Source organism: Pseudomonas sp. SWRI179 (genome assembly GCF_014268705.1).
Lineage (GTDB): Bacteria > Pseudomonadota > Gammaproteobacteria > Pseudomonadales > Pseudomonadaceae > Aquipseudomonas > Aquipseudomonas zanjanensis.
The window spans coordinates 1-24,671 of record NZ_JABWRA010000072.1; the positions used below are offsets into that span (position 1 = coordinate 1).

Annotated in this window: 21 protein-coding genes; 13 read left to right on the top strand and 8 right to left on the bottom strand. The window is 61.3% G+C overall.

Annotation, left to right across the window (positions count from 1 at the left end):
* Nucleotides 1–338: 338 nt before the first annotated feature.
* Both HU767_RS26260 and HU767_RS26265 read left to right on the top strand, forming a co-directional pair.
* Nucleotides 339–3,071: a LuxR C-terminal-related transcriptional regulator gene (locus HU767_RS26260; RefSeq protein ID WP_186730865.1), complete on the top strand. Its 2,733-nt coding sequence runs from the start codon at nt 339–341 to the stop codon at nt 3,069–3,071.
* Nucleotides 3,072–3,241: 170 nt separating this feature from the next.
* Complete coding sequence (locus HU767_RS26265; protein ID WP_186730866.1) at nt 3,242–3,742, top strand: methylated-DNA--[protein]-cysteine S-methyltransferase; 501 nt, start codon at nt 3,242–3,244, stop codon at nt 3,740–3,742.
* Between the two features lie 158 nt (nt 3,743–3,900).
* Here HU767_RS26265 and HU767_RS26270 read toward each other — a convergent pair whose 3' ends face one another.
* The 5 genes from HU767_RS26270 to dctP form a co-directional block, all read right to left on the bottom strand.
* On the bottom strand, nt 3,901–5,808 hold the full coding sequence (locus HU767_RS26270) for an alkaline phosphatase D family protein (RefSeq protein ID WP_186730867.1): 1,908 nt from the start codon (nt 5,806–5,808) through the stop codon (nt 3,901–3,903).
* Nucleotides 5,809–6,061: 253 nt separating this feature from the next.
* Nucleotides 6,062–7,057: a TRAP transporter substrate-binding protein gene (locus tag HU767_RS26275; RefSeq protein WP_186708916.1), complete on the bottom strand. Its 996-nt coding sequence runs from the start codon at nt 7,055–7,057 to the stop codon at nt 6,062–6,064.
* Nucleotides 7,058–7,163: 106 nt separating this feature from the next.
* Complete coding sequence (gene dctM / locus HU767_RS26280; protein ID WP_186708919.1) at nt 7,164–8,447, bottom strand: C4-dicarboxylate TRAP transporter large permease protein DctM; 1,284 nt, start codon at nt 8,445–8,447, stop codon at nt 7,164–7,166.
* Complete coding sequence (locus tag HU767_RS26285; protein WP_186708931.1) at nt 8,444–9,076, bottom strand: TRAP transporter small permease; 633 nt, start codon at nt 9,074–9,076, stop codon at nt 8,444–8,446. Before HU767_RS26285 ends, dctM begins: the two co-directional genes overlap by 4 nt.
* Before the next feature lie 65 nt (nt 9,077–9,141).
* Nucleotides 9,142–10,086, bottom strand: a complete 945-nt coding sequence (dctP, locus tag HU767_RS26290; protein WP_238349525.1) for a C4-dicarboxylate TRAP substrate-binding protein DctP — start codon at nt 10,084–10,086, stop codon at nt 9,142–9,144.
* Between the two features lie 1,040 nt (nt 10,087–11,126).
* Here dctP and HU767_RS26295 point away from each other — a divergent pair.
* The 7 genes from HU767_RS26295 to HU767_RS26325 all read left to right on the top strand — a co-directional run bounded on the left by HU767_RS26295 (nt 11,127) and on the right by HU767_RS26325 (nt 18,437).
* Nucleotides 11,127–12,281, top strand: coding sequence for a mandelate racemase family protein (locus HU767_RS26295; protein WP_186708935.1), 1,155 nt, complete (start codon nt 11,127–11,129; stop codon nt 12,279–12,281).
* 71 nt (nt 12,282–12,352) lie between these two features.
* Nucleotides 12,353–13,975: an ABC transporter substrate-binding protein gene (locus tag HU767_RS26300; RefSeq protein WP_186730868.1), complete on the top strand. Its 1,623-nt coding sequence runs from the start codon at nt 12,353–12,355 to the stop codon at nt 13,973–13,975.
* 34 nt (nt 13,976–14,009) lie between these two features.
* Complete coding sequence (locus HU767_RS26305; RefSeq protein ID WP_018614070.1) at nt 14,010–15,047, top strand: ABC transporter permease; 1,038 nt, start codon at nt 14,010–14,012, stop codon at nt 15,045–15,047.
* On the top strand, nt 15,047–15,955 hold the full coding sequence (locus HU767_RS26310) for an ABC transporter permease (protein ID WP_186730869.1): 909 nt from the start codon (nt 15,047–15,049) through the stop codon (nt 15,953–15,955). The genes HU767_RS26305 and HU767_RS26310 overlap by 1 nt, the downstream gene beginning before the upstream one ends.
* A 10-nt stretch (nt 15,956–15,965) precedes the next feature.
* Nucleotides 15,966–16,805, top strand: coding sequence for an ABC transporter ATP-binding protein (locus tag HU767_RS26315; protein ID WP_186730870.1), 840 nt, complete (start codon nt 15,966–15,968; stop codon nt 16,803–16,805).
* A gap of 10 nt (nt 16,806–16,815) precedes the next feature.
* On the top strand, nt 16,816–17,583 hold the full coding sequence (locus tag HU767_RS26320) for an ABC transporter ATP-binding protein (RefSeq protein ID WP_186730871.1): 768 nt from the start codon (nt 16,816–16,818) through the stop codon (nt 17,581–17,583).
* Between the two features lie 131 nt (nt 17,584–17,714).
* Nucleotides 17,715–18,437 carry an oligogalacturonate-specific porin KdgM family protein gene (locus tag HU767_RS26325; RefSeq protein ID WP_186730872.1) on the top strand — a complete coding sequence of 241 codons (723 nt, stop codon included), beginning with the start codon at nt 17,715–17,717 and terminating at the stop codon, nt 18,435–18,437.
* Between the two features lie 157 nt (nt 18,438–18,594).
* On the opposite strand, the gene HU767_RS26330 is transcribed toward HU767_RS26325, so the two are convergent.
* Nucleotides 18,595–19,338, bottom strand: coding sequence for a FadR/GntR family transcriptional regulator (locus tag HU767_RS26330; RefSeq protein WP_186708942.1), 744 nt, complete (start codon nt 19,336–19,338; stop codon nt 18,595–18,597).
* Nucleotides 19,339–19,435: 97 nt separating this feature from the next.
* Here HU767_RS26330 and HU767_RS26335 point away from each other — a divergent pair, with 97 nt between their 5' ends.
* Nucleotides 19,436–20,149, top strand: a complete 714-nt coding sequence (locus HU767_RS26335; protein WP_186730873.1) for a FadR/GntR family transcriptional regulator — start codon at nt 19,436–19,438, stop codon at nt 20,147–20,149.
* Nucleotides 20,150–20,283: 134 nt separating this feature from the next.
* On the opposite strand, the gene HU767_RS26340 is transcribed toward HU767_RS26335, so the two are convergent.
* Nucleotides 20,284–20,700, bottom strand: coding sequence for a VOC family protein (locus HU767_RS26340; protein ID WP_186708960.1), 417 nt, complete (start codon nt 20,698–20,700; stop codon nt 20,284–20,286).
* 108 nt (nt 20,701–20,808) lie between these two features.
* Between HU767_RS26340 and HU767_RS26345 the strand changes: the two genes are divergently transcribed.
* The 3 genes from HU767_RS26345 to HU767_RS26355 all read left to right on the top strand — a co-directional run bounded on the left by HU767_RS26345 (nt 20,809) and on the right by HU767_RS26355 (nt 22,928).
* Complete coding sequence (locus HU767_RS26345; protein WP_186730874.1) at nt 20,809–21,462, top strand: arylsulfatase; 654 nt, start codon at nt 20,809–20,811, stop codon at nt 21,460–21,462.
* Between the two features lie 41 nt (nt 21,463–21,503).
* Nucleotides 21,504–22,253: a TIM barrel protein gene (locus HU767_RS26350; RefSeq protein WP_186730875.1), complete on the top strand. Its 750-nt coding sequence runs from the start codon at nt 21,504–21,506 to the stop codon at nt 22,251–22,253.
* A 129-nt stretch (nt 22,254–22,382) separates the two neighbouring features.
* The gene (locus HU767_RS26355) at nt 22,383–22,928 is read left to right on the top strand and encodes a DUF4256 domain-containing protein (protein ID WP_186730876.1); all 546 of its coding nucleotides are present in this window, start codon (nt 22,383–22,385) and stop codon (nt 22,926–22,928) included.
* Between the two features lie 161 nt (nt 22,929–23,089).
* Here HU767_RS26355 and HU767_RS26360 read toward each other — a convergent pair whose 3' ends face one another.
* Complete coding sequence (locus HU767_RS26360; protein WP_186730877.1) at nt 23,090–24,592, bottom strand: hypothetical protein; 1,503 nt, start codon at nt 24,590–24,592, stop codon at nt 23,090–23,092.
* Nucleotides 24,593–24,671 lie beyond the last annotated feature (79 nt).

The window sequence follows — 24,671 nt, forward strand, 5'->3', positions numbered from 1 at the left end:
GGCCGCATCCTCGAAACAACGCCCCGACTGGTTCGGGGCGTTTTTTTTGACCCACACAAAACCCTGTGGCGAGGGAGCTTGCTCCCGCTGGACTGCGAAGCAGTCCCAAAGCAGAGTACTCGGGGTGTCAGATCAAGCGGGGCGGCCTTGGGGCTGCTGCGCACCCCAGCGGGAGCAAGCTCCCTCGCCACAAGAGCGGCGGCTGCCTGGATTTTTCACGGCCATCAACGTGTAGTCTTTTTGTAGCCATTTGTAGCACTCCCTTCAATACCTCTTCGTTTACCGCTAGTCTGCGGACATCTGCAACGCCGCCACCCGCATTCCAACAAGAGCCGGCCATGACTGATTTGTCTTCACTTCCGGATTCTGCCCGCGCAGCCATCGCGGTACAGGACGGGCGTTTCTACCGCCCGCCCTTGCCCGACGGCCATGTCGTGCGGCCGCGGTTGTGCGAGCGTTTGGCCGCTGGGCTCGGGGGCAGATTGTTGTTGGTCAGTGCGCCGGCGGGGTTTGGTAAAAGCTCCCTGGCGGTGGAGTTCTGCCAGAGCCTGCCGGCCTATTGGCAAAGCCTCTGGCTGGGGCTCAGCGCCCGGGACAACGATCCCGGGCGTTTCCTGGAACGTTTGCTCGAAGGGCTCCAGGCCTTTTTCCCGCAACTGGGTGGCCGTGCGCTGGGGTTGCTGAAAATGCGCCAGCGCCACCAGCCCTTTGCCTTCGAAGAATGGCTCGATGGCTTGCTGGACGAACTGTCCACGCACTTGTCGCCGCGCAATCCCCTGTTGCTGGTCCTGGACGATTACCACCTGGCCCAAAGCCCGGTGCTGGATCGCTGCCTGCAATTTTTCCTCAATCACCTGCCCGACGGTCTGCTGGTCCTTGTCACCAGCCGCCAGCGTCCGGACTGGCACCTGGCGCGCCTGCGCCTGTCGCGGCAATTGCTCGAACTCAATGAACAAGACCTGCGCCTGACCCATGACGAAGCCTTGACCCTGCTCCAGCATCACAGCAGCTCGTTGCGTGGTGAGGCGCTGGAAAGCCTCATCCAGCGCAGCGAAGGTTGGGTGGCGGGGCTGCGGTTCTGGTTGCTGGCGGCGTCTGAAGCCGGCACCGAAGGCCTGCTGCCCCAGGCCTTGAATGGCGGCGAAGGGTTGATTCGCGATTACCTGCTCGAAGAAGTCATCGATTGCCTGCCCGCCGAGGTGCAGGCGTTCCTCTATGACACGGCCCCTCAGGAACGCTTTTGCAGCGCGCTGTGCGACGCCGTGCGCGAAGCCCATGACAGCGCCGAGATCCTGCGTTACCTGGCGTCCCACCAAGTATTCCTGGTGCCTTTGGACGAGCACGGCCATTGGTACCGTTACCACCATCTGTTTTCCGATCTGCTGCGCAGTCGTCCCAGCGCGCCGGCCATGGTCCCGGCCGCGACCCTGCACCTGCGGGCCTGCCGCTGGTTCAACGCCCAGGGCCTGATCGATGAAGCCGTGGAGCAGGCGCTACGGGCCGGCCACCTGGATGTGGCGGCGAACCTGGTGCAGAACCTCTCGGAGGAACAACTGCTGGCCGAGCAGAACGTCGGCATGTTGCTGCGCTGGAAAATGGACCTGCCCGACAGCCTGCTCATCAGCACGCCGCGGCTGATCGTGCTCTACAGTTGGGCGCTGGGGTTGGCCTGCCAGCTGGATGCCGCCGAAGAGCTGGCCGCGCACTTGAGTCGTTTCCTGCCCGCCCCTTCGGCTACCGCGCAAAAATCCATGCTCGCCCAATGGCTGGCCCTGAGCGGCATCGTCGCCCGGGGGCGTGGCGATCGCGAGGCCACCGTGCGTTATTGCAGCGAAGCCCTGGAGAGCCTGCCGCAAAAACGCTACGGCCAGCGGCTGATGTGCCTGTCTACGTTGTCGAACCTGGCCATTGCCGACGGCGACCTGTGGCGCGCGCGTAACCTGAACCGCGATTCCCTGGAGCTGGCGCAGCGGGTCGGCAATCCATTGTTCGAGGCCTTGGCCCATTACGATCGGGCTCGGGTCCTGCAGGCGCGGGGAGAGATCCTGCGGGCACTGGATGAAGTGCACCATGGCCTGCAACGCTTGCACAAATTATCGCCCCAGCGGCTTTATGCGGTGCGGGCACGACTGATCATGTACGAAGGTTTCCTGCTGACCTTGCGCATGCAGCCCCAGGCCGGCCTGGCGCGGTTGCAGGCGGGCCTTACCGAAGCCCGCGCCTGCCGCGACATCAGCGTGCTGATCGGTCACTGCGTGGTCGCGCGGATCGAAGGCTACAGCGGCGAGTTCGCCCGGGCTTTTGCCGAACTGGCTGAAGCCGAACGCCTGATGCACATCTGGGATGTTCCGCCGATCTACTACCTGGCGATGATTACCCTGGTCAAATGCGAACTCTGGCTGGCCCAAGGCCGTACCGACCTGGCCGAAGCCTGGCTGGCCCGCCTGGGCCAGACCTACACGGGTGAGCGGGCCGCCGCGCCTCCGGAATTCCACCCGCAACTGCCGCTGCATGTCGAACTGCAACAGGCGGTGCTGGAATCCATCCGGGGTCAACCGATGCTCGCCGAAGGCCGGCTCAATGCCTTGTTGGAGCACGGCCAGCAAACCGGCCGGCAGATGCTCAGCGTGATGGCGCTCAACCAGAAAGTCGCCTTGCTGTTGAGTCTCGGCCGCGAACCCGAAGCCCGCCGCACCCTGGCCCAGGCTTTCGAAGCCGCCAGCGGTGGGGTGTTGCAGCCGTTCGAGTGGTTGCTGGGCAAGCACTGTGAATGGCTGCGCGAACAACTGCTGAAGGCGCCGCCCAGCATTTTGCGCGAACATCTGCTCGAACGCCTGCCCTCGGTGGCCCAACCGGTCGACCCTGCGTCACCTGTCGAAACCCTGAGCAGTCGCGAACGGGCGGTGTTGCAGTTGATTGCCCAAGGCTGTTCGAACCAGGAGATCAGCGAGCAATTGTTTATCTCCCTGCACACCGTCAAGACCCACGCCAGCCACATCAACAGCAAACTCGGCGTCGAGCGCCGCACCCAGGCGGTGGCGCGGGCGAAAGCATTGGGGTTGTTGGGTTGAGCAAGATTTTGCGGCCGGTGAGATCCCGTGGCGAGGGAGCTTGCTCCCGCTGGGCTGCGAAGCAGCCCCAACTGATAACCTGACACACCGCGGTGCCACGTGAAGGGTCGCTTCGCAACCCAGCGGGAGCAAGCTCCCTCGCCACAAAGGCTTTGACAAGGAATCCCTGGATGTTGCCCCTCTACAAAACCATCCCATCCCCCGTCGGCCAACTGATCCTCGTCGCCCGGGAGACAAGGCTGGCGGCCATCCTGTGGGAAAACGAGCGGCTCAATCGGGTGCGCCTGGGGCCTTTGGAAGAGGACACCCGGCATCCGGTCCTCAAGGAAACCGAACGTCAGCTGCTGGAATACTTCGCCGGCCAGCGCCGTCGTTTCGAGCTGGAACTGGATTTTGCCGGCACTGACTTTCAGGTCCGGGTCTGGCAGGCCCTGTTGACCATCCCCTTCGGTGAAACCCGCAGCTACCGAGACGTCGCCCTCCAGATCGGCCAACCCACAGCGGTCCGGGCGGTCGGCGCCGCCAATGGCCGCAACCCTATCTCGATCATCGCCCCGTGCCACCGCGTCATCGGCAGTTCCGGCAGCCTCACCGGCTTCGCTGGCGGCCTGGCAGCCAAACAGTTCCTGCTCAGCCTCGAAGGTCAGGAGAGCCTGCAACTACCGTTCTGATCTGGTACAGGGATTGGGGTGGACGCAAATTTATAGTCAGACCAACACAACTGTGGGAGCGGGCTTGCTCGCGAAAGCGGAGTGTCAGCTTGCATAGATACAGTTTGTACCACCGCCTTCGCGAGCAAGCCCGCTCCCACATCTAATGTCCGGTATTTTCAGGCTGATGGAGATTTTGGAGGGCACATACGCGTCGGTGGCAGGCCGTTGGCGTTGTGCTGGTAGATCTGCGCGGGCTGGCCTTGTTCGTTGAAGAACACCTGGCCGATGCCTGCGCTGTTCCACAACCGTTCGCCCGCTTCAGCGTGTTCCGGGGTGTGGGGGACGATGCGCATGCTGCGGCGCTTGGTGAACCAGTTCAGGGGCGAGCGCGGCGAGTAGAGCCAGCGGTTCAGGCGGTCGAACCATTCCAGCAGCACCGGTGGGAATTCATTCTTGATGCCGCTGCTGGTGATCTGCCAAATGCGCGGGCCGCCCTTGCGGTGTGGGATCAGCACCTCGTAGACGAAGGAATAATGCACATCCCCCGACAGCACCACGTAGTTACCGGGTGTACGCGAGTGTCGGAAAATATTCAGGATCACCTGGGCGGCGCCGCGATGGGCCATCCAGTTTTCCGCATCCACCAACAACGGATAACCGCACCAACTGAACACCCGCTGCACGGTCTCGATCAGCTTCACGCCGAAGATCGGTGCCGGCGAGACGATGATTGCCGAGGGGTGATCCAGCAGATCCTGTTGCAACTCGCTCAGGGCTTCCCAATCCAGCAGGCCGGAAGGTTGCTTGAGGTTGTTCTCGCTGCGCCAGCGGCGGGTACGGGTGTCGAGCACCACCAGAGCCGGGGTGCTTGGCAGCACGTAATGCCAGCGCTGGAAACCCAGCAGGGTGTCGATCAGTTGATCCTGTGGCGCGCTGTCGAGGTAGCGGTCCCGGGCGGTGTCGCTCAGGGCCAGGGTTTGCGCTAGCACATCAGCAAAGGCATCCGGGTTATTGCCCCAGCCCTGGCAGAGCATGTAGGCGATCAAGGCGTTGCCGATGATGCGTTTGGAGAACGGATGGCCGTAGGCCGTTTCTTCCCACTGCGCGGACAGGTTCCAGTCATCGGTGATGTCGTGGTCATCGAAAATCATCAGGCACGACAAGTGCGCAAACACCCGTGCCACGCCACCCAGCCCGGTCTTGAACGCATCGATGCGCTGCTGTTCCAGGTCGTAGCGCTGGCGCCGTTCGACGGTCAGTTCGGGCGGTTGAACCGTGATCAGCGTCCAGGGCACCGGCGACCACGCCAGCAGGTACATCGCCATGACCTCGGCGAAGGTTACCAGGTGATTATCGGCGCTGCTGCTGGTGAAGATCGGCTTGCGCGCCCCGCCAAAAAAGCGCTCGCGCAGGGTTTCGTTGCTTTCCAGGGCCGGTAGCAAATCGGCCCGATGGTAATAGCTGGCCGGGTGTTGATAGAGCTTGGCGCTGTCTTCCACCACGGCGCCGTCCAGGCGCTCCTCGAACAGCCCCAGGCGTTCGATCAGCCCGTGAATCGCCCGCAGCATGGGCCCGGCGACGTCGTCGGCATACACCTGGTCGCCGCTCATCATCAACAGCGCCGGGCGTTGCGCCGGGTCTTGCGCCAACAATCGGTCAACACACAGCAGGCCGTCGTTGGCCGGGTAGTGGGGTTTGCGGCAGGAACCGTGGACCAATTGCTCGATGCGCGAATGCAACATGAAGTTCGGGCACTGTGCCCCGTCATACAACAGGTGCGGCGCCCATTCGGCGATAGGCGAGCCTTCTACCAGCAGGTCGTAGTCAATCGCTACGTCCTGGGGCAGGGGCGTGTCGAGCGTCACGTCGATCAGGTGCACAAAAGCGTGTTGCCCCACCGGCACCACGGTGCAACGCGACGCATCCAGCGTCAGGTCGCCGACCCCGTCAATGCGCAGCGTCAAGGCCAACGCTCGCGTGCCCACCAGCCACATCACCAGGCGCGCAGGTTCCAGCCGCCGTAACAGCGGGCCGACCAGGACGGGTGGGAGGGTAGAGGTGATGTCTGGGGTGGACGACAGCATTAGCGAAAAAAGCCTCTGTTCAGGGAGAGGCGGGGATCATAGCGCAATGTGCTTTGCAACTGGGGAGGGTTGGATTGAAGTGAGGGAATTGCGCTCTTGTGGCGAGGGAGCTTGCTCCCGCTGGGGCGCGAAGCACCCCCAAAACCTGACACACCGTGGTGTCAGGTTTTGGGGGTGCTTCGCGCCCCAGCGGGAGCAAGCTCCCTCGCCACAGAGAGTGTTGAGCCGTGAGCGTTCCCGGCCCTTCATGCAATTACTGCGCGACGTTGGAAGCTTGCGCCGCCTTGATCAAATCCGCCCCGATGTCCTTTTCAAACTTCGCCCACACCGGTTTCATCTTGTCGCGCCAGGCGCTGCGTTCCTGGGGCGTGAGGGCAATGATCTCGGTGGTCTTGGCATCCAGGACTTTTTGTTTGTCCTGCTGGTTGAATCGTTCCGCTTCCTGGTTGGCATAGGCTGTGGATTCGACGACGATCTTCTCCAGTTCGCTGCGGATGTCCGGCGCCAGGCCGTTCCAGAAGTCCGACGTGGTGATCAACATGTAGTCGAGGATGCCGTGGTTGGACTCGGTGACGTATTTCTGCACTTCATTGAGTTTCTGGTTGTAGAAGTTCGAATAGGTGTTTTCCGTGCCATGGACCAAACCGGTGCGCAGCCCCTGGTACACCACCGAGAAAATCATCGGCTGCGCTTTGGCGCCCACCGCCTTGAATTGTTCGTCCAGCACGGCGGAAGCCTGTATCCGGAAGGTCAGGCCACGGGCATCCTCCGGGGTGCGTAATGGCTTGTTGGCCGACAGGTGCTTCATGCCGTTGTGCCAATAGGCCAGGCCGGTGACGTTCTTGCTTTCCATGGACTTGAGTAGCTTCTGGCCCTCGGGGCTCTGCTGGAAACGGTCCACGGCGGCGATGTCATCGAATAGAAACGGCAAGTCGAACAACTGCACGGTCCGCGTGTATTGATCAAACTTGGCCAGCGACCGCGCAATGATCTGCACTTCCCCCAGGAGCAAGGCTTCCATCTCCTTGTCATCGCCGTACAGCGTGGAGTTGGGGTACACCTCGACCTTCACCTTGCCCGGCAATCGCTCCTCCGCCAGCTTCTTGAACATCAACGCCCCTTGGCCCTTGGGCGTTTGGTCGCCGACCACGTGGGAGAATTTGATGACGATCGGCTCGGTCGCCATGACCGTTCCCCACGCGCCGAAAGCCAGGGCGCAGGCGAGGGTTTTCCATAGAGGTTTGAGCATTCAAGAGGTCCTTTTTTTGGTCTGGAGGTATCGGGCCGACAGATCGGCCCGATACCTCCATGGCAAGGCAAATCATCCTTTGCCCGCCACAGAGTGTTTGCCGGGTTTAACTCATCCCCAACCAATTTGGCAGCGCCAGGGAAATCCACGGCACATAGGTAATCAGCACCAGGAACGCCAACAGAATCATCAACCACGGCATCGCCGCACGGATCGTGGCAGGCAGGGACATGCCGGTCACCGCCGAGGTGACGAACAGGTTCAGCCCCACCGGCGGCGTGATCAGGCCGATCTCCAGGTTCACCACCATGATGATGCCCAGGTGAATCGGGTCGATGCCCAGCTTCATGGCGATGGGGAACAGGATCGGCGCCAGGATCAGGATAATCGCCGAAGGCTCCATGAACGCGCCGGCAATCAGCAGCACGATGTTCACCACCAACAGGAAGGTCACCGGCGTCAACCCGGCTTCGATCACCCAGGCGGTGATTTGCTGCGGCAGTTGTTCGGTGGTCAGCACGTGGGCGAACAGCATGGCGTTGGCGATGATGAACATCAGCATGATGCTCAGCTTGGCCGATTCCAGCAGCACCTTCGGCGTTTCGCGGAACGTGAGGTCCTTGTAGACGAACAGCGCGATGAACGCCGAATACACTGCCGCCACTGCCGCGGCTTCGGTGGGGGTGAACATCCCGGAATAAATCCCGCCGAGGATGATGACCATCAGCAACAGGCCCCAGATGGCCTGGCGTGCCGTGCTCAACCATTCCTTCAGCGTCGCCCGTGGCATCGCGGGCAGGTTTTTCTTCACCGCGACGATGTAGATCGCCACCATCAGGAAAAAACCCAACAGCAAGCCCGGGATGACGCCGGCCATGAACAACTTGCCCACCGAGGTTTCCGTCGCCGCGGCATACACCACCATCACGATCGACGGCGGGATCAGGATGCCCAGGGTCCCGGCATTACACACGATGCCGGCGCCAAACGCCTGTGGATAACCCGAGCGCACCATCCCGGCAATGGCGATGGAACCCACCGCTGCCACCGTCGCGGGGCTTGAACCCGACAACGCCGCAAACAGCATGCAAGCCAGCACTGCCGCAATCGCCAGGCCCCCGCGGATATGCCCGACGCAGGCGTTGGCAAAGTCGATCAACCGTCGCGCCACGCCGCCCGTGGTCATGAACGCACCGGCCAGCAGGAAGAACGGAATCGCCAGCAACGTGTAGTGCTCGGACGTTTCGAACAGCTTGATCGCCAGGGAACGCACCGAGTCGGGGCTGAAGAAAATGATGGTCAGCGATCCCGCCAGTCCCAACGAAATGGCAATGGGCACGCCGATAAACATCAGCACGAACAGTGCAATGAACAGGAAGGCAATGGTCATGGCTTGTCTTCCTCGTGCTCGGTCAATTTGATGGCTTCGGCCGCTTCATCGGCCAGGCCCAGGCCGGTCTGGCGATTCATCAGGATGCGCACGAGAATTTCCGCGAAACGAATGAACACCAGCGCGAATCCCACCGGCACGATCAGCCCGATATGCCATTGCATGATGCCGAAATGGCCAAGGTCCTCGGCACCGATCTCGGCAATCATCAAGGTGTTGATCCATTCGTAACTCGCCACCGCCAGCAGGCCGGCGTAGGCGAGGCAGCACAGGCAGGCGATGACGCCAATGAAACGCTGCACCGGTTTGCTCGCCAGCTTCACCAGCGCATCGACGCCGATATGCCCGGCGGTGCGCACGCCATACGACAGGCCGAAGAAAATCAGCCAGCCAAACAGCGCCTTGGTCAGCGATGTGCTCCATGTCATCGCCTGGGCCATGCCCATGATGTTGTCGCCGATGGCGAACATCGGTTCGCTGGCAGCAGGCCAGTGGTCGCCGAGGCTGTAGAAAACTGAATAAAGGTTGTTGAGGACCACGTAGACGAACGTGACGAGCGTCATGGCGGCCAGAAGGAAAGCAATGAAACCTTCCTCGAAGTGTTCCCAGGTGCGCCGAAGGGCGTTCATGGATGACATCTCCTGTGGGGGGACGACAGACCGGCACCGCCACGGCGGCGGCACCGGCCAACCAATCACTGGGCTTTGTTGGAGGCTTCGGCGGCTTTGATCAGGTCAGCGCCGATATCGCCTTCGAACTTCTTCCACACCGGTTTCATCTTGTCGCGCCATTCGCCGCGTTCTTCTGGCGTCAGGGTGATGATCTCGGTGGTCTTGGCGTCGAGGATGCGTTGTTTGTCGTGCTCGTTCAGCTGCGCCGCCTCTTTGTTCACATGGGCGGTGACTTCTACCAGGATCTTGTCCAGTTCAGTGCGGATGTCCGGCGGCAGGCCGCTCCAGAACTTGGTATTGGTGATCAGCATGTAGTCGAGCAAACCGTGGTTGGACTCGGTGATGTACTTTTGCACTTCATGCATTTTCTGGCTGTAGATGTTCGAGTACGGGTTTTCCGCACCGTTGACCACACCGGTCTGCAAGCCTTGGTACACCTCGGCGAAACTCATCTTGCGCGGGTTGGCGTTCACCGCCTTGAATTGCTCTTCCAGCACGGCCGATGCCTGTACGCGGAACTTCAAGCCACGGGCATCCTTGGGTTCACGCAACGGTTTGTTTGCCGACAACTGCTTCATACCGTTGTGCCAATAGGCCAGGCCGGTAATGTTCTTGCTTTCCATGGACTTGAGCAGCTTCTGGCCTTCAGGGCTCAACTGGAAGCGGTCCACGGCGGAAATGTCATCGAACAGAAACGGCAAGTCGAACAACTGCACCGTCTTGGTGTATTGCTCGAACTTGGCCAGTGACGGCGCAATCATCTGCACGTCACCCAACAGCAAGGCCTCCATTTCCTTGCCGTCGCCGAACAGTGAAGAGTTGGGGTAGACCTCGACCTTTACTTTGCCTGGCAGCCGTTCTTCCACCAACTTCTTGAACAGCAGTGCGCCTTGGCCTTTTGGTGTTTGTTCGGCGACCACATGGGAGAACTTGATCACCACCGGATCTGCCGCCATGGCCGTGCTCATCGCACTCAGGGCCAACGTGCAAGCGAGCGCTTTCCAGATAGGTTTGAACATTACGGGCTTTCCTCTTGTTTTTAGTATTTTCGTGCGGGCTCATTCAAAACACGGCACGGCGGAACAATGATGAGTCTAGGCAGAAAAACAACTTGTCGGGGGCGGTTAACGGGAAAAACCGTCCTTTGGCTGTAAGTCTCGACAGGTTGCGCTAGAGCCTTCCTTGCGTCGGGCTGAAACGTCACAAACAGTCATTTCGACTGGTTTCAGTCAGCAATCGTGCCTGGGGCAGGAAACCATAAAGGAGCGGTGATGGCTACTGGCTTTCAACCTGGCGCCAGTGCTCAATGCATCCATGGGGCGAGGGGGCTGCCAGGCTATGTGTTCAGGAGAACATTTGGCCTGGAACGTCCGGAGCAAGTTCTCTCTGCGACCACCACCGACCACCCTGTGGGAGCGAGCCTGCTCGCGAAGACATCGGCACAGCCAACATCACCGACTCAGACAGACCGCCTTCGCGAGCAGGCTCGCTCCCACAATTTTGATCCCGGCTGGTCACGAATTCTGCGACCACCACCGCCCACCCTGTGGGAGCGGGCTTGCTCGCGAAGACCTCGGCACAGCTAACATCACCGACTCAGACAGATCGCCATCGCGAGCAGGCTCGCTCCCACAGTTTTTGATCCCGGGTGTTCATGGATTCTGCGCCCACCACCGCCCACCCTGTGGGAGCGAGCCTGCTCGCGATAGCGGCGGCCTATCCAACATCACTGTCTCAGACAGACCGCCATCGCGAGCAAGCTTTGCTCCCACAGTTTTTATCCTCCCGCCATCGTGGCCTGCCTGCGGCGAGTCGTATCTTTTTCGTCTCGTGGTATGACGACATTTTAGATAGCGCTCAAGAAAAATAACCTCCTTTCGCTAGCCATCCCTCTGTTCTCCCTATTTTTATTGATTCTGTGGGTTGACAGCTCACACGAAACGTCAGAATAATCCGTGGTGTTGTATGACGACATACAAATAAACAATAACAACAGGGTGCTCCCTCTATGCGAATCACAGGCGTTCACGTCGAAGTCTTCTCCACACCGTCGCGCCGTGCCCAGGACAGTGCCGGTCACGCCCATCCGGGTGATGAGGTCATGATCAAGATGGCCTTGCTGCGAATCGGCTGCGACGATGGCTCCGAGGGTTATGCCTTTGGCCCGCCTGAGTTGATTCGTCCGCACATCATCGAATCCTTCGTGCGCAAAGTGCTGATCGGCCGCGATCCGATGGACCGTGAAAGCATCTGGCAAGACCTGGCGCACTGGCAGCGGGGCAGTGCCGGGCAGTTCACCGACCGGGCGCTGGCGCTGGTGGAACAAGCGTTGTGGGACCTGGCCGGGCGCAAGCTCAAGTTGCCGGTGCATAAATTGATTGGCGGTTATCGCGACAAGGTCCCGGCGTACGGTTCGACGATGTGCGGCGATGACTTGCCGGGTGGTTTGTCGACGCCGGACGAGTATGGCCAGTTCGCCGAGAAGCTGGTCCAGCGCGGCTACAAGGCCATCAAGTTGCACACTTGGATGCCACCGATCTCCTTCGCGCCGAATCCGCAAATGGACATCCAGGCCTGCGCCGCGGTACGTGAGGCAGTAGGCCCGGACATCGCGTTGATGCTCGACGGTTACCACTGGTACAGCCGCATGGACGCCTTGACCATCGGCAAGGCACTGCAGAAGCTGAATTTCGCCTGGTTCGAAGAACCCATGATGGAAGACTCGGCGGAGTCCTATGCCTGGCTGGCCGCCAACCTGGACATCCCGGTGCTGGGCCCGGAGAGCATCGCCGGCAAGTTCCACAGCCGCGCCAGTTGGGTGACCCAGAAGTCCTGTGACATCCTGCGCGCCGGCGTGGCCGGGGTCGGCGGTATCGGGCCGTGCCTGAAGGTGGCGCACCTGGCCGAGTCGTTCGGCATGGATTGCGAGGTCCATGGCAATGGCGCGGCGAACCTGGCGGTGGTCGGGGCGATCAGCAATTGCCGCTGGTACGAACGCGGCCTGCTGCACCCGTTCCTCGACTATGAAGAGGTCCCGGCGCATCTCAACAGCATCGTCGACCCCATGGACGCCGACGGTTTTGTGCATCTATCCGACCGGCCGGGCTTGGGCGAGGACATCAACTTCGCGTATATCGAGGCCAACACCGTGTCCCGACATTGAGCCTGTTCCACGCCTGAGGCCGATGACGGCCCGGGCGACAAGTCTTTATAAATATAAGAAAGGACTGAACCATGAATCTCTGGCCCAAGCGCCTGACCAGGCTGCTGTGTGTCACCGTGGCCCTGTGCGCAGTGCAGGTGCCCGTCAGCCTGGCCCAAGGCGAAACGCCCCCCGACCAATTGGTGGTGGGCATGAGCATGATCAACCTGTTGTCCCTGGACCCTGCCGCGGCGACGGGCCTGGAGGTCGCGGAGGTCAACGCCAACGTCTATGACATGCTCCTGGAACAGGACGCGGCGCAGCCGGACACGCTGATTCCAGCCCTGGCGAAAACCTGGGACATCAGCCCCGACCGCACGCGCCTGACCTTCCAATTGCGCGACGACGTTCGGTTTCACTCGGGTGCGCCCCTGACCGCCCAAGACGTCGCCTGGTCGTTGCAGCGCGTCGTCACCCTCAACCGCGCCCTGGCCTCCACCTGGAAGGCCTACGGTTTCACCGCCGACAACGTGGTCAAACTGATGCGCGCCGAAGGGCCGCACACCTTTGTGATGGAGTTGCCACGGGTCACCGACCCGATGCTGGTGCTCAACACCCTGGCGACCTCACCCAGCGCCTTCATCATCGATCGCAGCATCGCTTTGCAGCATCAGGTCGGCGACGACCAGGGCGCGGCGTGGCTGGCGACGCACACGGCTGGGTCCGGCGCGTTCAAGCTCGACATCTGGCGGGCCAACGATGTGATCCTGATGAGCCGCAATGACGACTATTGGCGCGGCGCGCCGAAGTTGCGCCGGGTGATCATGCGCAACATGACCGAGTCCCAGGCCCTGCGCCTGATGGTCGAGCGCGGTGACCTGGACGTCGCCCGCGGCATGGCGGCCACTGACATCAAGGCCTTGGGCAAGGTCGACGAAGTGCGCATCCAGAGCATCGCCCGCGGCACGCTGTACTACGTGGCGATGAGCATGCAGCAACCGCTGTTCCAGGACATCCGCGTGCGCCAGGCCGTCCGCCTGCTGATCGACTACCAGGGCATCAACGACGTGGTCATGCCGCACTACGGCGTGATCAACCAACGGCCCCTGCAGTTGGGGCTAGCGGCGCGCCTGGACGATCCGGGTTATCGCCTGGACGTGGCCGAGGCCAAGCGCCTGCTGGCGGCGGCCGGGCATGCCGAAGGCTTCAAGGTGACGATTCGTTCACTGACCGATCCGCCGTTCATCAACATCGCCACCAGCCTGCAAGCGACGCTGGCCCAGGCGGGGATCCAGGCGACGATCATCACCGGCACCGGCAACCAGATCTATGGGGCGATGCGCGACCGTCAGTTCGACATCCTCGTTGGTCGTGGCGGTGGTGGGGCGGAGCGGCATCCCCATTCGAGCCTGCGGGCCCTGGTGTACAACCCGGACAACCGCACCGAAGCCAAGCTGAGCAACTTCCAGGGCTGGCGCACCTCGTTTTTCGACCCGCAGCTCAATCAACTGATCGAGCAGGCCGAGCGCGAGCGTGACCCCGAGCGTCAGCGGGAAATCTATGGGCGGATCCAGACCCTCTACGACCAACAGGCCGGGGCGATCATGCCGGTCTCGCAGATGGTGGACGAAGTGGTGATCCACGCGGATGTGCGCAACTACATCGGCCACACCGCCGCGACCACGCGTCTTCGCGACGTCTACAAGCAGCGCTGAAATCGACGGCCACAGGGCCAAGGCAGGAATGAACATGTCGACTGCATCCTTTTCAATCTGGACCACCCGGGCCGCTTCGGCGACCCGGCGCGGCGGCTCGGTGGCGGTGACGCTGCTGGGGTTGCTGCTGCTGACTTTCTTTATTGGGCGGGTGATGCCCCTGGACCCGGTGCTGGCCATCGTCGGCCCGGACGCCGACGCCTCGGCCTACGCCCAGGTGTACAAGGAGCTGGGCCTGGACAAGCCGTTGTGGACCCAGTTCGCGATCTACCTCGGCGACCTGCTGCACGGTGACTTCGGCATGGCCTTGCTGACCGGCAATCCGGTCATCACTGACATCGCCCGGGTCTTCCCGGCTACGTTGGAACTGGCCACGCTCGCCATCCTGTTCGGCGTGTTGGCGGGTTTGCCGCTGGGTGTCTACGCAGCGACCCATCAGGGCCGTGCCGGCGACCATGTCGCGCGGCTGATCACCCTGTTCGGTTACTCCACGCCGATTTTCTGGATCGGCATGATGGCCTTCCTGGTGTTCTACGCCTGGCTGGGTTGGGCCGGCGGCGTCGGGCGCATCGGCCTGGCCTATGACGGGTTGATTCCGAAACACACCGGGCTGTTGCTGATCGACACCGCCTGGTCCGGCGAGTGGGAAGCCTTTCGCAGTGCGCTGCGGCACATCCTGTTGCCGGCGGTGATTCTCAGCTTCAACTCGGTCGCCTACATCAGCCGCATGACTCGCAGCTTCATGCTCGAGCAACTGTCCCAGGAATACATCATCACTGCTCGGGTCAAGGGCTTGTCCCAGCGCCGCATCGTCTGGGGCCATGCCTTCGGCAACATCCGCGTGCAGCTGTTGACCATCGTCGCCCTGGCCTATGGCGGCCTGTTGGAAGGTGCGGTTTTGATCGAAACCGTGTTCGCCTGGCCGGGCTTCGGCCAGTACCTGACGAGCAGTTTGTTGCTCGGCGACATGAACGCGGTGATGGCCTGCGTGCTGTTGATCGGCCTCATCTTCGTGACGCTGAACCTGATCAGCGATGCGCTGTACAAGATCTTCGACCCGAGGACTCGCTAATGAACCTGCCCCTTGCTTCCAGCGCCCCTGGCAGCGCTACGTTGCCGGCTTCCAGCACGGCGGCGATGGTCGCCAGCACCTTGCGCCTGTTGCGTTTTTTGCTGCGCAACCCGATGACCTTCGCCGGCCTGATCGTCGTCGCGACCCTGATGCTGGTCGCCATCTTCGCCCCCTGGATCGCCGGCCACGACCCGCTGTTGCAGAACCTCGCCGGCGCCTTGCAGGCACCCAGCAGCGCGCACTGGTTCGGCACTGACGAATACGGTCGCGATGTGTTCGCGCGGTTGGTGTATGGCTCGCGCATCACCCTGTACATCGTCTTGCTGGTGACGGTGATCGTCGGCCCCATCGGCCTGTTGGTCGGCACGGTTTCCGGTTACTTCGGCGGTTGGGTCGACAGCCTGTTCATGCGCATCACCGACATCTTCATCTCGTTCCCCAGCCTGGTCCTGGCGCTGGCTTTCATCGCGGCCCTCGGCCCGGGCCTGGAGCATGCGGTGATTGCCATCGCACTCACGGCCTGGCCGCCGATTGCCCGGCTCGCCCGCGCCGAAACCCTGCCGCTGCGCAACGCCGACTTCGTCGTCGCGGTGCAGCTCCAGGGCGCGTCGAGCACCCGGATCATCCTGCGCCACATCATCCCGATGTGCCTGTCGTCGGTGATCATCCGCCTGACTATGAACATGGCGAGCATCATCCTCACCGCCGCCGCCCTGGGCTTTCTCGGCCTCGGCGCCCAGGCACCGTTGCCGGAGTGGGGCGCGATGATCTCCACCGGGCGCCGCTACATGCTCGAAAGCTGGTGGCTGGTGGCAGCGCCGGGTGCGGCGATCATGCTGGTCAGCCTGGCCTTCAACCTGTTGGGCGACGGCTTGCGCGACGTCCTCGACCCCCGCAGCCAATCCTGAGGAACCGGCCATGACTGAGATAAAACTTGCGGTACAGGATTTGTGCGTTGAGTTTCGCAACGCAGGCAAAACCTCCCTGGCGGTGCGTGATGTGTCGTTCACCCTGGGGCGTGAAAAGCTCGCCATTGTCGGCGAGTCCGGTTCGGGCAAATCCACCGTTGGCCGCAGCCTTCTACGCCTGCATCCGCCGACGGCGCGGGTCACCGCCAAGACCTTGCGCTTCGCCGATATCGACCTGTTGGCCGCCAGCGAAAAGCAGATCCAGGCGATTCGCGGCGCACGCATGTCGATGATCATGCAAGACCCCAAATACTCGCTGAACCCGGTGGTGCGGGTCGGCGAGCAAATCGCCGAGGCGTACCTGGCCCATCACAAGGTGCCCCATCGCGAAGCCCGCGAGCGGGCGCTGGACATGCTCGCCAAGGTGCACATTCGCGATCCCCGGCGGGTCTATGACCTGTACCCCCACGAGGTTTCGGGCGGCATGGGCCAGCGGATCATGATCGCCATGATGGTGATCACCGATCCCCAGGTGATCATCGCCGACGAACCCACGTCGGCGCTGGATGTGTCGGTGCGCCGACAAGTGCTCAACGTGCTGGAGGAGTTGGTCAGCGAGCGTGACCTGGGGCTGATTTTCATCAGCCACGACCTGAACCTGGTGCGCCACTTCTGTGACCGCGTGCTGGTGATGTACGCCGGGCGCGTGGTCGAGTCGATTGCCGCCGCCGACCTGGATCACGCCACCCATCCCTACACCCAAGGCCTGCTGGCCGCACTGCCGAGCCTGGACCATCGGCGCGCCACGCTGCCGGTGCTGCAGCGTGACCCCCATTGGTTGAATGCTTGAGGAGCCTGTCATGAGCATGATTGAAATCGCCGGCCTGAACCTCAGTTTTGGCACCGGCGCGGCACTGAACGCCGTATTGCACGACGTCGATTTGAGCGTGGCCGAAGGCGAGGCATTCGGCCTGGTGGGGGAGTCCGGTTCGGGCAAGACCACCGTGCTGCGCTGCCTGGCCGGGCAGTACCAGCACTGGACGGGACGGCTGCACGTCGCGGGTCAGGCGGTGACGCGCAAGCTGCCGCTGAACCACTACCGCACCGTGCAGATGGTGTTCCAGGACCCGTATGCCTCGTTGCATCCGCGCTACACCATCGATGCCGCGTTGCAGGAACCGCTGCGTATCCATGGCATCGACGGGCGCGCCCAGAAGGTCAGCGAGATCTTGCGCAAGGTCGGCTTGAACGACAGCTTTCGCTTCCGTTATCCGCATCAGTTGTCCGGTGGCCAGCGCCAACGGGTGGCGATTGCCCGGGCGCTGATCCTGCGTCCCCGGGTGCTGTTGCTGGACGAGCCGACTTCGGCGCTGGACGTCTCGGTGCAGGCGGAAATCCTCAACCTGCTGGCCGACTTGCGCCGCCAGGAAGGATTGACCTACCTGATGGTCACCCACGACCTGGCGGTGGTGGCGCATCTGTGCGATCGACTGGCGGTGATGCAGCAGGGCCGGGTGGTGGAGACGCTCGACAGTCATCTGCTGGCGAGCGATGGCGCCACCCATGCGTACACCCGTTTGCTGGTGCAAGCCAGCCGCGACATACAGCGAATACCTATCGCTGTCTGAGGTAACTGTTTCGTAGCACGTGTTTTAACCCGAAGAAGACGTTGAACCGCAGGTTTCAATGCCGCGCACGCGCTCGCCTGTGATTTGGCGTTCAACCCAACTAAATCATTCAACTAACAAGAATAAAAAACATGAAAAAGACACTCGTCGCGCTGTCCCTCGCTTCCTTGTTCACTTCCATTGTTGCCGTGGCCGACACCGGTTATATCAACGTACGCCACCAGTATGCGGAACAAACCCGCATGCACGCCGACCGCGCCAAATTCGGTATGCGGCTGGACAACGGCGTGGGATTGGAAGGTGAACTCAAATACAAGACCGCCGGTGATCGCGAAGACGTCGCCTTCGACAACACCGTTGGCAGTGGCCATGAATTCACCGTCAACTACCAGCACAAGATCAATGATCGCTGGACGCTGACGCCCTCGTTCGCCATGGAAAGCGATGAGGAATCCACCACCTACAAGATGGGCATGCGCCTGGGCTACAAGATCACCAAGGAGCTGAGCATCGCCGGACGCTACCGTTACGATTCCTCCAAACTCGACCGCGACAAGATCGACCGTGACGTACCGGACAACGGTCAGGACGATCAGAAGATCCATCGCTACGACGTGTACATCAACTACGCCAACCAAGGGCCGTGGGCGTATGAATATCAACTGACGTACTTCGATGCCAACTACATCCGTTATAACGGCGGCACCGACGACTATGAGCAGAATGCCGTGGTCAAGTACAAGTGGGACAAACGCTGGGTGCCGTTCTTTGAAGTGGGTGATATCAAAGTCAACTCCGTCGACAATGATCGCCAACTGCGTCTGCGGGTGGGTATTCAATACAACTTTTTCTGAGTTGTGGAGCGGGCCTACAGACAGCACTGCTGATTCAAGGAATAGATGAACCTGTGGCGAGGGAGCTTGCTCCCGCTGGGCTGCGCAGCAGTCCTTCTTTGTGGGCGCTTCGCGCCCAAGCGGGAGCAAGCTCCCTCGCCACAGGGCCTATGGACGCTTATTCGTTGTAAAAGGCCTGGCGCTGCTGGGTTTCGCACAAGCGCATGCGGCTGTTGCTTAGGTGCAGGTACATGGCCGCCCGCGCCGCGTCGACATTGCCGCTGGCGATGGCGTCGAAGATCTGCTGGTGTTCGGCATTGATCCCCTGAAGATAAGCACTGCGGTCACTTTGCCCGGAATAGGCGGAGTTCATGCGGGTACGCGGGATCAGCTTCGTGCCCAGGTGTTTCATGATGTCGATCAGGTAGTAATTGCCGGCGGCCTTGGCGATTTTCAGATGGAACTGGAAATCGGCATTGATGGTGGTGCCGGACTTTTCCGGCCCTTGCAGCAACGCCTCCAGCGCCTGGGCCAGTTCCGCCAGGGCTTCGGGGGTTGCGCGTTGGGCCGCCATGCCCGCGGCCTGGACTTCCAGGCTCAGGCGAAACTCCAACAGGTTGAGCACATCCGACAACGTCGCAATGGTCGCCGGCCCCAAGGTGAAGCCCTCCGGTGCCGGCATGTCGAGGACAAAAGTACCCACGCCATGGCGCGTTTCCACCAGCCCCGCCGCCTGCAACCGCGACAGCGCTTCACGCACCACCGAACGACTGACGCCTTCGGCCTCCATGATATGCACTTCGGTGGGGAGCTTTTCGCCGCATTTGAGAATGCCGTCGCGCATGCGCTGGGCAAAGCGGTCGACCAGGGTTTCGGCGAGGCGGCGTGGCTTGTTCAATGGAGATAACGCTTGATCCGTCATCGGCGTGCTCTAGTGTGATCAGCGGGCATTATAGTGAGTTTTAGCGCAAGGTCGCGGCTATAATGCCGCGATCGTCTGGCTTTAATGGAAAGGTGCAATGGACCGTGTCACACCCGATCGACGCCTGAGCATGACCCAGCAACTGGTGGTCGACCTGACGCAGCAGATACTGGCCGGCGAGTTGCCCGCAGGCAGCAAGTTACCCACCGAACAAGTGATCATCAAGGAACGCGGCGTAAGCCGGACAGTCGTCCGCGAAGCCATGTCGCGACTCCAGGCCGAAGGCTTGGTGGAAACCCGTCATGGCATCGGCACCTTCGTGGTGGACACCGCCCGCCCCGGTGATTTCCAGGGCAGCAAACACGTCAAGGGCGGCGCCTACGATGCGCTGGCCGTCATCGAATTGCGCCTGAGCCTGGAAGTGGAAGCCGCTGGCATCGCCGCCCAACGCGCCACGCCGGAGCAGTTGCAGGCGATGCGAGAAGTGCTCGACGCATCGAATGCCGTTGACCCAACGGATGACGAAAGCGCCCGGCTCGATTTCGAATTTCACCGGCAAATCGCCCAGTGCACCGGCAACAGCTTTTTCATCGACGCCATGGCCCATGTGGGCAATACGTTGATCGCTGTCGTGCAACAGGCTGGACCGGCGGTGACCGGTGAAAATCGGGCGTTGGTGGTGCGTGAGCGGGAGCAGATCTACGCGGCGTTGGCGCGGCATGACGGGGAAGCCGCGCGGGCGTCGATGCGGTTGCATTTGATCAACATGCAGCAGCGGGTCCAGGGTGCGGTGGAATTGACGACGCAATAACCCCCACCACAACCCCTGTGGGAGCGAGCCTGCTCGCGAAGGCGGCGGCACATCCAACATCACCGCCCCAGACAGACCGCTATCGCGAGCAAGCTTTGCTCCCACAGTTTTTGATCGCAGCACCCAGTTGAAGCTCAGGGCTCCAGCGCCGGTCCCTTCAACTCGATCTGGTTGCCATCCGGATCAAAGCAGTAGATCGACCAACCCTTGCCCTCCGCGCCATAACGCATCTGCGCTTTCTCAACGGTCAGGCCGGCCGAGGCCAGATGAGCGAGGAGGGCCGGTTCATCAAACGGTTCGATACGCAGGCACAGGTGATCGACATTGTGCCCCTGCTTACCCGCCGCCGGCCCGCCCTGGCGACCGAGCGGCCCATCGACGGCCACCAGGTCTATCATCGACACACCGGTGCCCAGATGAAGCATGCCCAGATCGTCCCGGCGCTTCCTGAGCTCACAGCCAAGCACCGAGGTATAAAAAGCGAGGCTGCGCTCGAGGTCTTTTACGCGCAGGACGATGTGGTCAATACGTTGAATCGTGAAGTTCTTCATACGGGCCTCATGTGCTCAGTGCCGCATTGTTTATTGCCACAGGAATTCCGCACGCTATCCGGGCTTCTGATACCGTGCAAAAAACATGATCTGGAGAATGGCATAAGCATGAAGGCTCCACGAATTTTTATGATCCATGCAACCCCATTGGCGATCGAGCCCATCACGGCGGCTTTTGCCCGGCATTGGCCGCAGGCACGGATCATCAATCTGCTCGAGGACTCGCTGCCCCAGGACCGGGTGGAAGAGGGCGAGTTGACCACGAGCATGAAGGCGCGCTTCCTGACGCTGTCCCACTACGCCGTACAAAGCGCAGCGGATGCGATTCTGTTTACCTGCTCGGCGTTTGGCGATGCCATCGACCTGGTTAAACCCGAGGTGACCATTCCCGTGCTCAAGCCGAACGAAGCCATGATCGACCAGGCGCTGAGCCAGGCATCGCGCATTGCTGTACTGGCAACGTTCGAACCCACCATTACCTCGATGATGCCCGAGTTCAGACAAGCGGCAGAGCGCAGTGGCCGCGCGGTGGAAGTGGTGCCTTATTTCGTTCCGGGCGCATTGCAGGCGTTGAAAGACGGCAACCCGCAAGCCCACGATGCCGCCATTGTAGAAATGGCCGCCCGGGTCGAGGGTTGCGACCTGATCTGTTTCGCCCAGTTTTCGATGACCAGTGCTGCCGAACAGGCCCAGGCTCGCTCCGGACTACCGGTATTGACCACACCCGACAGTGCCGTGCTGGCGCTGCGCAAGTTGCTCTAAACGGATGATTTCGTTTCTTCCCAGGATGGATGATTTACCCAATGCCCAAGTTCAACGCTCATCTCGGTTTTCAATTCAATGAAGTGCCTTTTCTACAACGCATCGAAACCGCCGCTGCTGCGGGCTTTCGCGCGGTGGAATTCCCGTCGCCCTATGAGTTCGACGCCAGTCTTCTGGCCGATCATCTGACTCAACACAACCTGCCGTTGATCCAGTTCGCTGCACCGGCTGGCGTGACCAAAGGCATCGCAGCCTTGCACGGCAAGGACGAGGAGTTTCGCAGCGGCTTGCTCCAGGCGGCTCGCTATGCAAAGGCGCTGGCGTGTTCCGATGTCCACATCATGTCGGGCGTTACGACTCAGGAAGACGCCGCGCTTATCTATGGGCGCAATCTGGAGTACGCCGTCAAATTTCTCGAAGACCAGGGTTTGCGGCCGTTGATCGAAGTCATCTGCGTGCAGGAAATGCCGGACTACTACATGTCCGACTTCAGCAAGGCGCAGCAGGTGCTGGAGACGTTCCCGAGTGTCGGGCTGATTCTCGATCTTTACCACGCCCAACGGCTGACCGGGGACGCGGCGGATGTCCTGGCTCGCTTCTATGACCGAACCGTCCATGTGCAAATTGCCGACTGCCCGGGGCGTCATGAACCGGGGACGGGGAGCATGGATTTTGCGGCCTTGTTCGCAGACTTGGAGCGACGTGGCTACCAAGGCTGGATCGGCTGTGAATACCGCCCCACTGGCTCTACCGTGGCAGGCCTTGACTGGATCAAGCAGTTCAGTGCCTGACAAACAGCTAAGCCGGCCTCTCCCAAAAAAAAAGCGGCCAAGTCGGTGGAAAATCTGCCGCCCGTCTATCCTAGGTAGTCCTGAACCAAACGCGGAATCGGCAATCGATCACCCACGGACTCCCACGCCATGAAAAAACAAGAACAAGAAAGCCTCATCCAAACCCTGAAAACCCGCTTCGAAAAAAACCTGAACCGTCACCCAGACATTCCCTGGGCCGACGTCCAGGCCCGGCTCGAAGCCAACCCCAACGCCCTGAAGTCCCTCCAAGCCATGGAAGCCACCGGCGGTGAGCCAGACGTGATCGGCCTCGACCCAAAGACCGGCACTGTCACGTTCTGCGATTGCGCCAAAGAAAGCCCAACCGGTCGCCGAAGCCTCTGCTATGACCGAGCCGCCCTGGATGCGCGCAAGGAGAACAAGCCCAAAGGCAGCGCCATCGAAATGGCCGAAGAGATGGGCGTCGCGCTGCTGACGGAAGACCAGTATCGGGCCCTGCAGGAACTCGGCGAGTTTGATGCCAAGACATCCAGCTGGCTGGCAACCCCTCCAGCGCTTCGCTCGCTCGATGGGGCGATTTTTGGCGACTACCGATATGGTCGGGTGTTCATCTACCACAATGGCGTGCAGTCGTATTACGCGGCGCGTGGGTTTCGTGGCGTGCTAAGCATCTAAGCAAACCCGTGGCGAGGGAGCTTGCTCCCGCTGGGTTGCGAAGCGGCCCCAAACCCATTCACCGCGGTGCACCAGGAGAAACGGTGTCGGCAGGTTTTGCGGCTGCTGCGCAGCCGAGCGGGAGCAAGCTCCCTCGCCACAAAAGCTCCTGCGTAACCGTCTCACTCAAAAACCAAAACCTCACTCCCCTTGGCCTCAACCATCTCGCCAAACGCCGGCAACCGCGCCACAAACGCCGTCTCGAACGCCAGGTACCGATCCTGCCCCGGCACATAACGGACCTGCGGCTTGACCCGCGTAATATCCTTCGTCGAGAGCTTCACCACCTCGTTACTTTCCTGATTCCAAAACCACGCCAGCGTCTGCGTGCCAAAGGTGTTGGCGCGGTAAGTCCACACCCACCAATCGCCATGCCCTCGCGAAACATGCAGTTGCCCATGAAACGTGCGCAACGTGATGACTTGCTTGGGCTGGGTGACGAGCAGGCGCGTGTCCTGGCGCAGTTCACTGCCGAAACCGTCCAGCATCGCCTTGGTCTTGGTACCGGTCATGAAGTTGAAGCGCCACGCCAGCAGCACGGTGTCCTGATAACCCGCATGCTCAGGGTTCTGCCGCGCGCCTTCGCTGAACAACAGGATCTCGTCGCCCCCCAGGTAAGCGGTTGATGCCCGCAACTTGTAGGCTTCAACGGGCATCCGTTTGGCGACGATGGCCTGGTGCGGCGGGTCTTGATGCCAGACCCAGCACTTCGGGCCGTTGTGCTGCATGAACAGCAAGCGGCGAGGGCCGATGGGCAGGATCGTCAGTTCATCGGCGTATTCGAAAATCACCTCGCTGCGGTCCGCCGTGATCCGCCAGATCCGCGTCAGATGCTCGGGTTCGTAGAGGCGCTGGCGTTCGAATATCTCCGAATCCGCCACCACGCAGGGCTGTTCAAATTCCGGCCATTGCACCCCGGCAGGGCCGAACGCCGCGATCTCATTGCCTTGCCGAATTTCGTATTGGTAGCGGTCGTCCCTGCTGTAATCGCCGCGCACAACCCGACGTTTCCACAGGCTGCGCTGGGCATCGGCATCGATGAGCTGCAAGTCCGCGCCGTCTACACCATCGGTCCGGTGTTCGAGCATGTCCTGCTCCGTGGGCGGCCACTGGTTGTAATCGATCAGGAAGCACAACCACTGGTCTTCGTCCTGCTCGGTGATGGCGGCCCAACCGTTGCGGTAGTTGTCTTCGTGCACATAAGTGTCGCCGGGGTAGTCATGGACCTCCTGCAGCCACTTCACCTTGCCGCGCTTGGGTTTGGCCGGTTTGCGCACTTTCACCGCAGGCGGCTCGATCAACGTCGCCGTGAACCTCGGCTCCCCCTGCGAGCTTTGCCAATGCCTGGCAAACGCCTCGCGCTGATCCGAGGGGAAAACCACCGGCCGATAATCATCGCCACCGGCGTCCAGGTTCCACAAGTCAAACCCCTGGGCCGCCAACACCGGCGCCAGCGCCTCGAAGCAGACCTCGGGCATCTCGTTGGACAGCTCATCCAACAACGCCTCGAACCCCGGCCCGGCAAACACACCGATGTCGGGATAGTAATGCTGCAACAGCCCGAGCACGTCGCTGCCCGGTGTTTTCCAATCGATATGAACCAATGGATCGAATGGCGATTGCATTACGGTGGTCATCCTTGTGATTGCTCTGCGCCGATCTTAGGCAAATCAATAACCCGTGGCGAGGGAGCTTGCTCCCGCT